Consider the following 13,997-nt stretch of genomic DNA (forward strand, 5'->3'; position numbering starts at 1 on the left):
GCTGACCAAAAAAAGGTCATGCCTCAAATTAATGCTCGCTCGTTCTCAATGTTCCAGAATTATTTGGTCTCTTTTGGTTAAAAGACCGTCTACGAGCATCGGGGCTCTTGAGCAGAGGGCGTCTCCAGCCTAGGGCTAACCGCAAGAAAATCGCAAAAAAGGCACTGCGACCGATATGAACGAACAGGATACTCCCTCGCTGGCCATCGGCCTGCTGGCTGCCGCACCGGTCATGCCTTGCGCACGTAGCTATCTGGAAGCAGCGAAAGCAGGCACATTGCCTGAGTATCTCGGTGGATCTGACACACCTGTAAGCTTGCGCCGCACATGTGTGGACCGTCATGACGGAGAGTTATCCGGACATGCAGTTTCCGCCTTTTGGCTGTTGGCGGGCGTTTGAAGTTGATGGCAGTGACCGTTGGACAACATTGGTGGCCGCACGACAGTTTGAAACCGCCGACGAGATGCTCGCCGCCGCTGGCGATCTGGCAATTGTCGCCAGCACCATGAATGGCACCTTCCCGAAGGGCTGGGTGTTTGTCGATCCGGTCGACAGGGCGCGCCTGTCGGGACGTGACGGACGTGCCATGGCTGCCTTGTCGATGTTTGCGTCGGGGGCATTTTCAGCTGATCCCTCTGATCCACTGCGGGTCGACGCAGATGCGCTTGTGAGGCTTGAAGAGGCCGAGGTGGCCGCAGGATGTCAAATTGATCTGGCCACCAATGCGCCGCTCCTGCATCGGTTGACAGCACAGTTGCGCCGGTTGGGAGAGGTCATTTCCACCCGCTCTGATCTTTTTGAACAAAATGACGAAGTACGCCCAGGTCACTTGCTGTACACGATCTGGTCTGATGCCGCCGGTGAAGCCGTCGATGCACGGCTGATGCTTGATCGGGTGCTTGAAGGCCTTGGCAGCGCTTTGGTCCGGTGGGGCAGTCATCAACGACGTTCTGGTCGGGGATGTCTGGCGGGCTGCTGTATCCGCAAGCGAAACGACGCTAGACCCCGTTGGACACACGCAAGCACAGCCAGAGACAGCGCCGGAAGCCAAACCGGAACTCGAGCAAGCGGACTTTATTCCCTTGCACGAACCTGCTCTTGAAATTGCTTTGTCCTGCGTCGAGCCACTGGCTTGGGCCGGTGTGCCGGTCAGCAATCTGGACGCCTTGCCTGGCTTGGCGTCGGCCGATCATGTGGCACTGTTTCTTGAAACGGGAGTCCTGACGGTTGACGATATGCTCGCAGGCATCTCCCATATAGATCGTGCTGCCGTGCTGAGGGCCGTGACGCTGGCCTTGCTGGAGCAACTCGCGCTTCATCTGCGCCAGAAACTCGACATCACATCGGATGAGCTGCCTTTGACCTGCCTGATGGGCGGGGGAAGCGTGCCGTGCGGTCAGGCCATCCTGAAGGCCGAGCACAGCGAGAGGATCGAGAAAGGCCAGAAAATTCTCCGGGAAAGGGGTGTTTTTTGGCTTCCATTCGAGGCATAGCAGGGGTCAAACTGACCCGCGTCATAAATTGCCCTGCAAGGGCCAACCATCAAGAGGCAAGCCCATGTCCGGAGCGACTGTTATTGACCACCCGCTGGTGCAGCATAAACTGACAATCATGCGCGATAAGGATACCTCCACCCAGGGGTTCCGACGTTTGCTGCGCGAAATTTCGCTTCTGCTTTGTTACGAAGTGACCCGCGATCTGCCGGTGACGCTTCAGACTATCGAAACACCGATCCAGGAAATGGAAGCTCCGGTTCTGGCTGGCAAGAAGCTTGTCTTTGCCTCGGTTCTGCGTGCAGGCAATGGCCTTCTGGAAGGCATGCTGGATCTGGTGCCCTCAGCGCGGGTCGCTCATGTCGGGCTGTACCGGGACCCGGAAACCCTGCAGCCGGTCGAATATTACTTCAAGGCACCGGAAGACCTGCACGAGCGTCTGGTGATCGTCGTCGATCCGATGCTGGCGACGGCAAACTCAGCCATCGCAGCCGTTCAAAAGCTGAAGGATCGCGGTGCTACCAATCTTCGCTTCCTGTGCCTGCTGGCTGCTCCTGAAGGCATCGAGAAGTTCATCAAGGCGCACCCGGATGTGCCGATCTACACGGCAGCGGTCGATAAGGGCCTGAACGAGAAAAGCTATATCGTTCCTGGTCTTGGCGATGCTGGCGACCGTATGTACGGCACCAAGTAAAAACCGGCTGTGTCCGGCGGTGCTATTTCTGGGTCGCCGGACGCGATCTGCGGGGGAATGTCTGGGGAAGGGTCGGGAGGTCTTCTTTGATTACTGTGTTCGGATCTATCAATCTGGATCTCGTGGTGTCTGTGCCGCGACTTCCTGTGCGCGGTGAAACGGTGCTTGGCTCCGATCATCAGTCATTTTCAGGCGGCAAGGGAGCTAATCAGGCGCTGGCAGCACGTCGTGCGGGCGGTCAGGTTCGCATGATCGCGGCCGTGGGACGGGACACTTTCGCCGACCCCGCCTTGACCAATTTGTCCAAGGATGGCGTGGATCTGGCTGGGGTCCACACCCTTGATTGCAGCACGGGTCTTGCCTTCATCGGTGTTGAAGAGGCTGGAGAAAATCAGATTATCGTTGCCAGTGGCGCTAATGCGCGCGTCAAGGCAGACTGGCTGAACGACAGTCTCTCAGGAGACGATCTCCTGCTGATGCAAGGCGAGCTTTTGGCCGATGAGACCGCATTGGCCTTCAAGATGGCACGCGACAAGGGCACGCGCGTTGTCTGGAATCCGGCACCAATGCCGGCTCGCGATCTGGCCGAACAGGCTCGTGATGTTGCTGTGCTTATCGTCAACGAAGGCGAAGCTCGTGAACTGGCGGAGTTGCTGGATCTGCCCTCAAGCCCGGAGCTTTTCGTTGGGGCTCTGGCGCGCGAGGGACACTTGATCGTCGTGACCCTTGGGGGGGACGGTGTGCTTGCTGGAGATGGGACAACGATATGGCGTTTGCTGCCTCCCCATATACAGGTGCGCGATACGACCGGGGCAGGAGATGCCTTTTGCGGCGCATTGACGGCGGCACTTGATCGTAAGGAAGAGACGTTGACAGCGTTGCGTCAGGCGGTGGCCGCTGGAAGTCTTGCCTGCACACAAACGGGGGCACAATCGAGTGCTCCGGATCTGGCCGACATTCTCGCGCTGGTGGAGAGCGTGAAAATCGCCTGAAAGACGGTGTTCGCGCTGATCGGGGAAACAAAAAGGCGGGATGTCAAACATCCCGCCTTTCGTATATCGGTCGTGTACTGGCTGTGCCTCTTAGTTGAGACCTAGCTTGCCGCGCAGCGTCGACAGATCTTCTGCCAAAGTATTGACCTTGGCAGAGAGCAGATCGCGGTCCTTCTTCGTCAGCTTCTCATAGGTTTCAAAGCCGTTGTTTTCGGTCCGATACTTATCAAGGGTTGTGCTGACAGTATCGAAATTGGCATTCACCTTTTCCACGAACTTCGGATCAGACTTCTTGATCAGCGGACGCACCAGATCATAGATCTTCTCTGATCCTTTGAAGTTGGCTTCGAAGTCCCACAGATCCGTATGGCTGTAGCGGTCTTCTTCGCCAGAGATCTTGGTGGCAGCAACTTCTTCCATCAAGGCTGCGGCGCCACCGACAACCGTTTCGGGCGGGAAAGTCAGGCCCATGATGCGCTTGTTGAGGTCTTTCACATCGGCCAGCAGCTTGTCGGCGTAGGGGGCAAGACCTTCGGTCGAGTTTTTGGCCCAAAGGCCGTATTCGATGCGGTGGAACCCCGTGAATTTGGGATCCTCCGTGCCTTTTTCATAATCATCGACGCGAGAGTCGATTGAAGCATCGAGATCGGCGAACAATTCGGCGATGGGCTCAATGGCTTCATAGTCCACACGAGTGGGAGCGAACAGCGACTTGGCCTTCTCGAGCTTACCGTCCTTCACCGCTTTGGTGAAAGCTTCGGTATTTTTCACGAGCCTGGCTGTGTGCTTGGCAACGTAGATTTTGTACTGAGAAAGCGGGCCGACGAGTTCCAGGGTCATGTCATTGGATGGTGCAGCTATGGCGATCGGCGATACTGCACTCATCGCAGTTGCGACGACACTGGCCATCATCAGATGCTTCAGTTTCATTTCTCGTTCCTTTTGTTATGGGCTTATGCCCGGACGTTCGCGGCCTCTAGCATGGACTGGCCGAGATATTCACCAGGCGTTTCCACGCCCGGTAAAACGAAGAAATAGCCGCCGCCAACGGGTTTGATGTATTCTTCCAGCGGCTCTCCGTTCAAACGGTTCTGGACGGTGATGAAGCCGTTTTTCAGATCCGCCTGATAGACAATAAACAGCAAGCCCTGATCGAGCTGGCCGTTCTTTGCGACGCCGTTTGAATAGTTGAACGGACGGCGCAGAATGAGATTTTTTTGAGTGTCTGCCGTGCGCGGATTGGCGAGGCGAATATGGCTGTCCAGTGGCGTGATCTTGCCTTTGGGGTCCGCAGCGTAATCTGGGACGTCGCTCTCCTTGTGGCCATCCATCGGAGCGCCGCTGACTTTTTGGCGGCCGAAAATGGTCTGCTGTTCCTGCAAGGGAGTGCGGTCCCAGCGCTCAACGAAATTGCGGATGATCCGCACTACCTGATAGCTGCCGCCGCGCGCCCATTCAGGTTCCTGATGGTCCTGGCGGATCCAGACCAGCTCATTCATAAGCTTGGTATTATGGGTATCCGGATTGGCGGTGCCATCACGGAACCCCAGCAGATTGCGCGCACTTTCCTTCACATGATCCGGCTTGGGAGTAACCATGGGCACCGAGCCTTGCTGCATCCAGCGGACCACCAGATAGGGCGACATGTGTTTCACGATATCGCGCAGGGCGTGCAGGTTGGTGTCCGTCAGGTTGGAACAGATCTGTACCGAGATGTCGCCGTGACATTGATCTGAGTCCAGCGCATCGTTTGGAAACTGGTCCATGCGGTGCAATTGCTTCGGCTTTAGCGATTTCAGCCAGGGACGGTCGTCGAAGAAGGAGGCGCCAAGCCCGACGGTGATTGTCAGATTATCTGGAGCAATTTCAGGGCCGAGGATGCCGGAATCAAGTGGAGGCAGTTTGGGGTCGATCTCCTTGGAGGGGCCGCCCTTGGTCAGGAAGGCCGCGCGTTCTGTAAGTTTGCGCAGCATGGCCTTCACATCATCCTTGCTGGTGGCAACGGCATCGAACGCGACAACCATTCCGGTGGCAGGGCGTGGCGTCACAATGCCGGCCTGATGGCGACCGTGAAAGGGAACGCGCTCGTTCTGCTCGGCCATGTTGCCTTCGGGCGCGTCGGTAACCTGCGTTGGACCATTGCCCTCGGCGAAAGCCGGGCAGGTCGCTGCCCCCATTGCAAGTGTTCCGCCTGCCAAAAGTCCCATGCCGGTCAGCAACTGTCGACGATTGGTAGACACTGGGCATGTCAGATCGGATTTCTTGTCTTCACGCGCCATTTTGGGCCACTCCGATTTTGTCCTTCAAAGCCTCGTAGGTGGTCGCAAGGTCTCTGAAATCTTTCGCCAGGGTTTCGCGGTCTGCCTTGTCGATGGTCTCATACGACGGGAAGCTGTTTCCCTGCTTCAGCTTGGTAAAATACGCATTGAGCGTGTCGCTGCGGTCTTTGAGCTGTTTGGCCAGGTCGGGCGCAACTGGCTTGGCAATGACTTCAAGAAGCCCCGAAATCTTGGTGATGCCTTGCGCATTGGCCTGAAGATCGGCCAGATCCGTGTGGGCGTAATGTTCTTCGCCCTTGGCGATACGGCCCGATGCCAGTTGCGTTGCCAGACCCGCAGGAGAAGTCAGCAACAGGTCTGGAGTGATCTGGAGGGCATTCAGTCGATCCGCCAGCGTTTGCACATCTTTGGTCAGGGCGTCTGCGATGGGCTTCAGCCCCTCCAGGGAGTGCTGCTTGAAAAGGGCGTATTCAATGCGGTGGAAGCCGATGAAAGCAGGATCTTCCTCGCGTGCTTCAAGGTAGTCTGCAGTCGGTTCAATCTTGTTGGACAGATCCGAAAAGCGATAGGCGATTGGTTCCAGACGCTTGTAGGGCAGTCGGGCTGGCTCGTAGAGCGCTTGCGCCTTTTCAAGATCGCCTGCCTTAATGGCATCGGCCAAGGATTGTACAGCGGTTGTCAGCTCATCGCCCTGCTGGAAGGCATAGACCTTGTATTCAGACAAAGCCCCAAGGAACTGACGTACGCCAATGGTCGACGCAGCGTTCTTGTATTCGTCGGACTGCGTGACATGCAGGGTGCCATGAGGATTGGACAAAAGACCGCAAGTGATTTCGTAATCGCCCGGAGCCAGATCGACTGACAGCGTGGAGTGAAAGCCGGGCACGATGTTTTCGCGTTCCGCGACCACCATCACGCCCTTGACGATCTCCCATTCCAGCGTTCGCTCAGAAGCGTTGTGGATAGTGAATTTACGTTTTCCTGCAGGCACGGTCAGCGCGTTCGGCTGGCAAACCTTGGCGGTGATGGTCACTTTTGTACCATCGTCCGGCGTCTTGGAAGACTGCTTGAACTCGGTTGCATAGAAGAAGGCAAAAGCGCCACCTGCAACCAGAACCAGCGAGAGCCCGAGACCTGTAAACATTAGCCCCTTGGACGGACCGTTTTGTTGTGGGGATTTCTTGTCGGTCATTGTGTTATCGGCTCTCGGTTGGGGCGGAAAGGGCGTCTGCCTTTGTCGGGCGCGGCACGGGTTTCAGGAACAACCCCAGCGCCACTACAAGGAAGACGACGTAGACGATGACCTGACCCTCGGAGGGTGTTTCCTGATAGCTGAAGACGCCCGATAGAATGGTGCCCAGAACGCTGGAGGTCGGTAGAACGTTGCTGGCGTCATAGGCACGGGCCTGCAAGAGGTTCCACACGCCTGCTTCATGCAGGTTGCCAAGCGCACTGGCGAGGATGCCGCCAGCCACGAACAGGATGAATATACCGGTCCACTTGAAGAAACGCCTCAGGTCGATGCGTACGCCAAGTCCGTAAATGGCCAGACCGACCAGGACCGCGACAAAGATCCCGCCAAGAGCACCAAGAGGCGCCGACGGGCCGGGGCTCTGCTGAAAAATCGCCAGCAGAAAGAAAACCGATTCAAGTCCTTCGCGAGCGACAGCAAAAAACACCATGCCGATCAATGCCCAGCTTGCGCCACTCTTGTGTGCGAGAGCTTCATCAATGGAGGCTTGCATGTTCTGTTTGATCGACTTGGAGGCTTTGCGCATCCAGAAGACCATGGACAGCAGCACTCCAACAGCGATGAAGCCGACGATTGCCTCGAACAACTCCTGAGCCTTTTGCGGAAATTCCGCGCTGGCGAACTGAAGGGCAGCTCCGACGAACAGCGATAGCGCGACGGCAAGAAAAACACCAAGCCAGACAGCAGGTAACCATTGGGTCCTGTTGGTTTGCCGCAGGTAGGTGGCGATGATCCCGGTGATCAGAGCCGCCTCGATCCCCTCGCGAAGCATGATCAGAAATGGAGCTATCATTCTCGTACTCAGTATTCAGGCCGTAGCCGGTCAATGCTTGTTCTAAAGGGCTGTCGTGACGCGATCAGTCCAGATTGGCTGTGCGGTGCTCACGCAATGTGGAAGCGGCCGCTCAGGTAAACCGGGAAAACCCCGGATCATGGACACTTCGCAAAGCGGTCATTGGCACAATCCGTTGAATGACAGGCAATAAGGCAACCAGGGCGAACCCATGTGATCGGAGTAAATAATATGACTATGTGTGTCAAGTTTGTGAGGAGAATAAAATGGCACCGAAAACGAGGTGTTTCTTCAGTTTTCCAAGGGTGCGGGAACATTATCGTTATAAAAGCGTTGCTTATGCGCGGTTGGAGAGGCCTTGCGGGTGTTGGATCAATGTGTCCTGCGTGTGCAGCGCTTTTTAACCCTTGGCAATTTAAAGGATGATTCCTTGCCCGAAACGGGTGTTCAAGTGGCACAGAAAGTCTGATTTGCGCAGCTTCTTCGCTGTGTTTCTCGGGATGGCATAATTCTGTTGCGCTTGGACGTGATTATAGAGCAAGGCAATAGTCGGGTTCGCATCAGTATATCCGGAGATCGACATACGGTATCCGGCGGTTCTGACAGCATTGTCGTTAAAGATGGTAATGAGGTGAAAATGTTTCCTAAGCCCCAAGCTTCCTTGAAGCCCAATACATATGCGTACGAATCGCAGCCAATGGTCAAAGCCACGGGTTTCCGCGAATACGACGCTCGCTGGTTGTTTGAAAAAGAGATCAACCTGATGGGCATGCAGGCCTTGGGTATGGGCATTGGCACGCTGATGCATGAGCGAGACATTCGCCCGGACATTGTCACTGGCCATGATTTCCGCAGTTATTCCTCCACCATCAAGATGGCACTGGTCAACGGCCTGATGGCCTCTGGCATCAATGTGCATGATATTGGTCTGGCCATGTCGCCGATGGCCTATTTCGCGCAATTCGAGCTTGATATTCCTGCGGTTGCGATGGTGACTGCATCGCACAACGACAACGGCTGGACCGGCGTCAAAATGGGGATTGATCGCCCGCTGACCTTCGGGCCGGATGAGATGGGACGCCTGCGCGAAATCGTTCTTGAAGCTCAATTCAACATCAAGGGTGGCGGCAGCTACAATTTCATCAATGGGTTTGATGAAGTTTACATCAAGGACCTGACAAATCGGGCGAAACTCAAGCGCCCGATCAAGGCGGTTGCAGCTTGCGGCAATGGTACAGCCGGTGCTTTTGCACCGCGTATTCTGGAAGCGCTGGGGGCCGAGATCATTCCGTTGGATACCGAGCTGGATCATACCTTCCCGCGCTATAATCCCAATCCGGAAGACATGAAGATGCTTCATGCTCTGCGTGACAAGGTGTTGGAAACCGGTGCCGAGGTCGGTCTGGGCTTTGATGGTGACGGCGATCGCTGCGGCGTGGTCGACAATGAAGGTGAAGAGATCTTTGCCGACAAGGTGGGCGTTATGCTTGCGCGCGATATTTCCGCCCGCTATCCCAACAGCAAGTTTGTCGTCGACGTCAAATCGACCGGATTGTTCAACACGGACCCGGTGCTGAAGGCAAACGGCGTGGAGACCGATTATTACAAGACCGGTCATTCCTACATCAAGCGCCGCGTAACGGATCTGGGTGCGATTGCTGGGTTCGAAAAATCCGGCCACTATTTCTTCAATCCGCCGATCGGTCGTGGCTACGATGATGGTGTTATCTCGGCGCTCGCCATTCTCGACATGCTGGACCACAACCCGGACAAGACCATGGCCGACCTGCGCCGCGATCTGCCGATGACCTACGGGTCTCCAACCATGGCACCGCATTGCGAAGACGAGGTCAAATACGAGGTTGTCGATCGTGTCGTGAAGCGCTTTCAGGAGATGAAAGAAAAGGGTGAGACCGTTGCCGGGTCCAGGATCGAAGAGCTGATCACCGTCAATGGTGTGCGCGTTGTCAGCGAAGATGGCACCTGGGGTCTGGTACGTGCCTCCTCAAACAAGCCCGAACTTGTTGTCGTGGTGGAAAGCCCTGTCTCCAAGGACCGTCTGCACGCCATGTTCAAGGCAGTCGATACGGTTCTGCGCGAGAACCCCGAAGTCGGTGATTACAATCAGACCCTTTGATTTTTCTGGGAAACATCAAGATAGTGGGCGACAGGGAGACCTGTCGCCCTTTTTCGTTGTGAAGGCTCGGCGGTAAACGCGTGAAGGTGAGAAACAAAATGTCTGTTCAAGAATTCGGGGTCCTGGAGAATGGCTCCACGGTGGAGGAAATCACGATCAGGAAAGGCCCGCTCGAGGCCAGCATCCTGACTTATGGCGCCATCATTCGCGATTTAAAGGTCAATGGTCAGTCGGTGGTGCTCGGGTTCGATACTCTTGAGGGCTATCTGTACCATTCGCCGTATTTCGGCGCGGTGCCGGGGCGGTGTGCCAACCGCATCGGCAATGCGCGGTTCGAGATAGATGGCACGACTTACACGCTGGATGCCAATCAGGACGGCAAGCATCAGCTTCACGGCGGATCGGATGGGTTTGCTCACCGGCTCTGGACACTGGAACAGCATGACAAGGCAAGCGTCCTGCTGAAGCTGGTGTCTGAAGACGGCGACCAAGGCTATCCTGGACGGGTTGAGGTTCTTGTGCGCTATACGCTGACGGGAACAGGGGCGCTAAGGGTCAAATATACGGCAACAACCGACAAGACGACGCCTCTCAATGTTACGCAGCACAGTTATTTCAATCTGGATGGCAGCGATACGGTTCTGGATCACACATTGGAAGTGGCGGCAGAAGGTTATCTGGCCGTCGATGAAGATCTGATCCCGACTGGTGAGATCCGTCAGGTTGCCTGGACACCTTATGACTTCCGTGAGGGCAAAAAATTGCGTCGCAAGGCGGGCGAGGAAGATGTGGTGTATGACCATAACTTCTGTCTTGCGGACGCAGCTCACGAGGACGTCACATTCGCTGCCGCTCTTGAAGCGCCGGATGGGGATCTGCGTATGGAAGTCTGGACGACAGAGCCGGGCGTTCAGGTCTATGACGGTGGCAAGGTCTCAATCGACATGCCGGGGCTGAATGGCAAGCATTACGGCAATCACGCCGGACTTTGTCTTGAGACGCAATGTTGGCCCGATGCGGTCAACAAACCGTCTTTCCCGAATGTTCTGCTACATCCCGGAGAAGCCTATAATCACGTCACCGAATTCCGCTTTGCCTGATCGGTACAGTCTGCAAAATCTGAGCGGCATGAAATCACGATGTGACCAGTGTGACCTTGTCGCTCAGTCTTGGTTGCAGGAAATAGACGTGATGCAGGTGGATCTTGGTCAGTCGTGGGAAAATATTTTGAGCCAGCGACGCGAACAGTGGTGTGTATGTGTAGCTCGCATCGCCGACAATGAGCGACAATCCGGGACTAATCATGGATTTCGGCACATTGACCGGCGGTGTTGATCCGGGTGACCAAGGCTGCGCGCCATCCTGGTTGCGGCTCCAGTCGACCTGCGGCTTGCCTTGTGATGTGAAGGTGATGCTGGCGACGGTGATTTGCAAAGCCGGATTCGTATAAGGCACCATGATGGCATCGGCGGCTTGCTTGATTTCATAAAGATCAAGCAAGGTAATGGTTTGTGACTGTGCAACCAGATCCGCGACGGAACTTGCCGCCTGACCGACCTTGCGGTCGCAATTGAGTGCAAAGGTCGTCTCTGAAATGCCGATGAGCATGATCAGCAGGATGGGCAGAATCAGCGCGAATTCAACGGCAGCCACGCCTTCTGTATTTCGGAACAGATGGCTTAGTCGTCCGTTGGATAACAGCTTCGATAGCCCCGATTTGCCTCTTTTTTCGCTCATTTATACGGCTCATTTCTGAAAACGACAGTCGAGAACAGCAGGCGTTGCATGTCGCCGGTGTCGCCTTTGTCCATGCCGAGCACGGACGTCATCATCGGCCATTTGTAGACTGTGCGGACGATTACAATGCTATTCGGGAGGCCGGGCTCAAAAGAGACGGACTTGCCCAGGAGCTTGCCCGTTGCTGTATTGACGAGTGCTTGAAGCGTTGAGAGTTGCGAAAACAGCGAAAAACTTTCTACGTCGACCACGAGGCGGTCCTGCGAGCATAAAATGGTCATGCGTTTGCAGACTTCAGCCTTGAACTGCGCCTGATTTATGCTTCCGTTCTGAACCTTAGCCAGTCCGGATAAGGCGCGCGGATTGTAGTGTCGCGTAGTCCAGAACTCGATTGACCGTAAATGCCAGACCGATTTCCATAATGCCGTAAATCAGCATGAAAAAGGGGATACCTACGGCGGCAAATTCGATTGCGGTGACGCCACTTTCATCCCGCAAGAACTGCCCGAGCCCCGTCGTCAGAGGTCTGGCTCGTTGCGCCAGCGAGGGCCAATACGTGAAAAATCGAAGCTGCGGCATGTTCCTCAAGACTACTGTTGGATTTCACCGCTCGCAATCGGCGACTGACCACTGGCGGCGCCCGTGGCGAGTGACTTCAATTGAGATGCCTGAGAGGCGACTTCAGAGAAGGCCTCTTTCGAATCTCCCAATCGCAACGTGGGCTGACAATCGGGATTGCAGGAGAGTGTCGTCCGTTGAGAGCCGCGCGTCACGGAGACTGTCATATCCTCTGCCGCTTTCACTACGATCAACTCGTCCACCACTGGCTCGTTCTGCTTGTTCAGTACGATCAGGTTGGTGGTGCCATAAGCCTTGCCTGTCACAACCATCGTGCGCTTGTCTTGCATCGTGACGTCCGCAATGAATGGATTTCCGACGATCACTGTGGCTGCCGGGCTTTCGATGCGGAACACTTTGGCGCGGTCAATCGTCACCGTGACCGAGCCTTTTTGAGCATCACCGTCAGCCAGGCACATCTGCGGCACTGCCATCAGGCTAAAGCACAGCATCATCAGTCTGGGCAGGATCGTCATTGCGGATACTCTTTTGGCAGATGAACTTTCGCCCATTTTCAGCGGTTAGCGTGAACGAAGCCCTAACATTGCTGCATTAATACTCAAAAAGGCCAAATTTCTTTCCCGAAGGTAGTTTTTGTTGACTTTTCACGAGGCTCGCCGCGACCCCGAGCTGCTATATTGCTCCGCGTTACAAGCAGCTGAAGTTCAACAAGCTTGATTTTGCAATGACATCTAGTTTAGTCGATTATTCAATATTTCTAAATATATCTGTATATTGCGGCATGTGGTACTTATAGCAATGTCTTAGACTTTAGATGGCTCGTCAAAATATAGGATATGCTGAAAACTCGATACTTCGGATTAACTGAATCGCAAGAAGAGCGCCTTATGGTCGCTTCAGCCGAAGGTCAGAACCGATGACGATCCGACGGCCTAACTTTGTTTGTCTAATGGTCTTGGAGCATGAACATGAAAAATCTGATGACCCGTTTTGCCAAGGACGACTCCGGTGCCACGGCAATCGAGTACGGTCTTATCGCAGGTCTTATTGCAGTTGCACTGATTGGTATTCTCGGAACTGTTTCCGGTAGCATTCAGGGCCTCTTTTCGAACATCAGTGATGCGCTGGATTCTGCTGGCGGTTAAGTCTGCAAAGCAGTTCGAAATACGTTTCAGAAAGCGGGCAGTCTCTGTCCGCTTTTCTTTTTGTGATGTACTTTGCAAGATGTTTAAAACCGGTTGCCTGACATGATCCTTGAATTGGTGCTGCTTGTTTTTGTTTTCCTCGTCGTTTTTGCCGGGATCTCCGACTTCTTCACGATGAAGATTCCGAATTGGCTCAACCTGAGTTTGCTGGTGCTGTTTTTCCTGACCGCCGGGCTATCAGGTTTCGGGCTGGCGGAGTGGGGCTGGCATCTTCTGGCTGGTTTGATCGTGATCTCGGTCGGCTTGACCTTCTTTTCATTCGGTTGGATTGGTGGTGGCGACGCAAAACTGATCAGCGTGCTGGCAATCTGGTTCGGGTTCAACAGTGATCTTCTGGTCTTTCTGCTTCTGACCGCCGTTTATGGCATGGTCCTGACCTTGTTGTTGCTGGGTTTTCGTATTTTCTTCGTCGTGCCATCGTTCTTGTGGAAGCAGGAATGGCTGATGCGTCTGCATCGTAAGGAAACTCAGATCCCTTATGGTGTTGCCATGTGCGTGGCGACAGTGCAGGCGTTTGCGGGGTCTCCGTGGATGGATGGTGTGACACGGCTGACATTTTGAGGCAGCATTTGCTGGGTGCATAGCGCGCGACAAAACTCAAGCCAAAGCCATCCAGGTTGCTCTCAATGTAAGATGTTATCTTTTATCTCTTCCGAATAATTCTGAAATTCTCATCAGTTTTCTAAAGAGGCACATAGGTAATACTGACGAATGCTACATAGTTTTGACCGTGATATAGTTAACAGATGTTAACTTTGTCTTGTCAGTTATTATTAACTATGTTTTGACCAATTGCATGCAAACTCCCTGACAGTACAGCCCTCTAAGTGGCGAA

16 protein-coding genes and 1 pseudogene are annotated in these 13,997 nt (G+C 54.7%); 9 read left to right on the forward strand and 8 right to left on the reverse strand.

Translation table 11 applies throughout. The features are described 5' to 3' along the window. Positions 1-175 precede the first annotated feature (175 nt). The 5 genes and pseudogenes from AC0L7U_RS14245 (at position 176) to AC0L7U_RS14265 (ending at position 3,180) form a co-directional block, all read left to right on the forward strand. Entirely contained in the window at positions 176-400 is a 225-nt protein-coding gene (locus AC0L7U_RS14245) for a hypothetical protein (protein WP_473691607.1), read from the forward strand. Continuing rightward, positions 363-839: pseudogene (locus AC0L7U_RS14250) on the forward strand (DUF1688 family protein); the annotation flags it as partial. The gene AC0L7U_RS14245 and the pseudogene AC0L7U_RS14250, both read left to right, overlap by 38 nt. A 70-nt stretch (positions 840-909) precedes the next feature. Continuing rightward, entirely contained in the window at positions 910-1,494 is a 585-nt protein-coding gene (locus AC0L7U_RS14255) for a DUF1688 family protein (protein WP_473691609.1), read from the forward strand. Between the two features lie 64 nt (positions 1,495-1,558). After that, positions 1,559-2,188 carry a uracil phosphoribosyltransferase gene (upp, locus tag AC0L7U_RS14260; protein ID WP_473691610.1) on the forward strand — a complete coding sequence of 210 codons (630 nt, stop codon included), beginning with the start codon at positions 1,559-1,561 and terminating at the stop codon, positions 2,186-2,188. 95 nt (positions 2,189-2,283) lie between these two features. After that, a complete protein-coding gene (locus tag AC0L7U_RS14265; RefSeq protein ID WP_473695838.1) occupies positions 2,284-3,180 on the forward strand; it encodes a ribokinase in 897 nt (298 codons plus the stop codon). A 90-nt stretch (positions 3,181-3,270) separates the two neighbouring features. Here the strand turns inward: AC0L7U_RS14265 and efeO (AC0L7U_RS14270) are convergent, their stop codons facing one another. The 4 genes from efeO (AC0L7U_RS14270) to efeU are packed head-to-tail and all read right to left on the reverse strand — an operon-like array spanning position 3,271 to position 7,504. Continuing rightward, positions 3,271-4,110 (reverse strand): iron uptake system protein EfeO, encoded by an 840-nt coding sequence (efeO, locus tag AC0L7U_RS14270; RefSeq protein WP_473691612.1) that lies wholly within the window; start codon positions 4,108-4,110, stop codon positions 3,271-3,273. Between the two features lie 23 nt (positions 4,111-4,133). Beyond that, positions 4,134-5,459: an iron uptake transporter deferrochelatase/peroxidase subunit gene (efeB, locus tag AC0L7U_RS14275; RefSeq protein ID WP_473691614.1), complete on the reverse strand. Its 1,326-nt coding sequence runs from the start codon at positions 5,457-5,459 to the stop codon at positions 4,134-4,136. Beyond that, positions 5,449-6,651, reverse strand: coding sequence for an iron uptake system protein EfeO (efeO, locus tag AC0L7U_RS14280; protein WP_473691615.1), 1,203 nt, complete (start codon positions 6,649-6,651; stop codon positions 5,449-5,451). The genes efeB and efeO (AC0L7U_RS14280) overlap by 11 nt, the downstream gene beginning before the upstream one ends. A 4-nt stretch (positions 6,652-6,655) precedes the next feature. After that, on the reverse strand, positions 6,656-7,504 hold the full coding sequence (gene efeU, locus AC0L7U_RS14285; RefSeq protein WP_473691617.1) for an iron uptake transporter permease EfeU: 849 nt from the start codon (positions 7,502-7,504) through the stop codon (positions 6,656-6,658). 637 nt (positions 7,505-8,141) lie between these two features. On the opposite strand from efeU, the gene AC0L7U_RS14290 reads away from it, so the two are divergent. Together AC0L7U_RS14290 and AC0L7U_RS14295 are read left to right on the forward strand one after the other, a co-directional pair. Continuing rightward, positions 8,142-9,641, forward strand: a complete 1,500-nt coding sequence (locus tag AC0L7U_RS14290) for a phosphomannomutase/phosphoglucomutase (protein WP_473691618.1) — start codon at positions 8,142-8,144, stop codon at positions 9,639-9,641. 98 nt (positions 9,642-9,739) lie between these two features. Further along, the gene (locus AC0L7U_RS14295) at positions 9,740-10,741 is read left to right on the forward strand and encodes an aldose epimerase family protein (protein WP_473691620.1); all 1,002 of its coding nucleotides are present in this window, start codon (positions 9,740-9,742) and stop codon (positions 10,739-10,741) included. Positions 10,742-10,775: 34 nt separating this feature from the next. On the opposite strand, the gene AC0L7U_RS14300 is transcribed toward AC0L7U_RS14295, so the two are convergent. The 4 genes from AC0L7U_RS14300 to AC0L7U_RS14315 all read right to left on the reverse strand — a co-directional run bounded on the left by AC0L7U_RS14300 (position 10,776) and on the right by AC0L7U_RS14315 (position 12,472). Then, positions 10,776-11,378 (reverse strand): TadE/TadG family type IV pilus assembly protein, encoded by a 603-nt coding sequence (locus AC0L7U_RS14300; RefSeq protein WP_473691622.1) that lies wholly within the window; start codon positions 11,376-11,378, stop codon positions 10,776-10,778. Next, positions 11,375-11,629 carry a hypothetical protein gene (locus AC0L7U_RS14305; RefSeq protein ID WP_473691623.1) on the reverse strand — a complete coding sequence of 85 codons (255 nt, stop codon included), beginning with the start codon at positions 11,627-11,629 and terminating at the stop codon, positions 11,375-11,377. Before AC0L7U_RS14305 ends, AC0L7U_RS14300 begins: the two co-directional genes overlap by 4 nt. Positions 11,630-11,714: 85 nt before the next feature. Continuing rightward, the gene (locus tag AC0L7U_RS14310; RefSeq protein ID WP_473691625.1) at positions 11,715-11,957 is read right to left on the reverse strand and encodes a TadE/TadG family type IV pilus assembly protein; all 243 of its coding nucleotides are present in this window, start codon (positions 11,955-11,957) and stop codon (positions 11,715-11,717) included. A gap of 11 nt (positions 11,958-11,968) precedes the next feature. Further along, positions 11,969-12,472, reverse strand: coding sequence for a pilus assembly protein N-terminal domain-containing protein (locus AC0L7U_RS14315; RefSeq protein ID WP_473691626.1), 504 nt, complete (start codon positions 12,470-12,472; stop codon positions 11,969-11,971). A 453-nt stretch (positions 12,473-12,925) separates the two neighbouring features. Here AC0L7U_RS14315 and AC0L7U_RS14320 point away from each other — a divergent pair, with 453 nt between their 5' ends. Together AC0L7U_RS14320 and AC0L7U_RS14325 are read left to right on the forward strand one after the other, a co-directional pair. After that, positions 12,926-13,102, forward strand: a complete 177-nt coding sequence (locus AC0L7U_RS14320; RefSeq protein ID WP_473691628.1) for a Flp family type IVb pilin — start codon at positions 12,926-12,928, stop codon at positions 13,100-13,102. A gap of 102 nt (positions 13,103-13,204) precedes the next feature. Continuing rightward, positions 13,205-13,723: an A24 family peptidase gene (locus AC0L7U_RS14325; RefSeq protein ID WP_473691630.1), complete on the forward strand. Its 519-nt coding sequence runs from the start codon at positions 13,205-13,207 to the stop codon at positions 13,721-13,723. Positions 13,724-13,997: the final 274 nt, after the last annotated feature.

Source organism: Roseibium sp. 10G30-5, assembly GCF_055809635.1.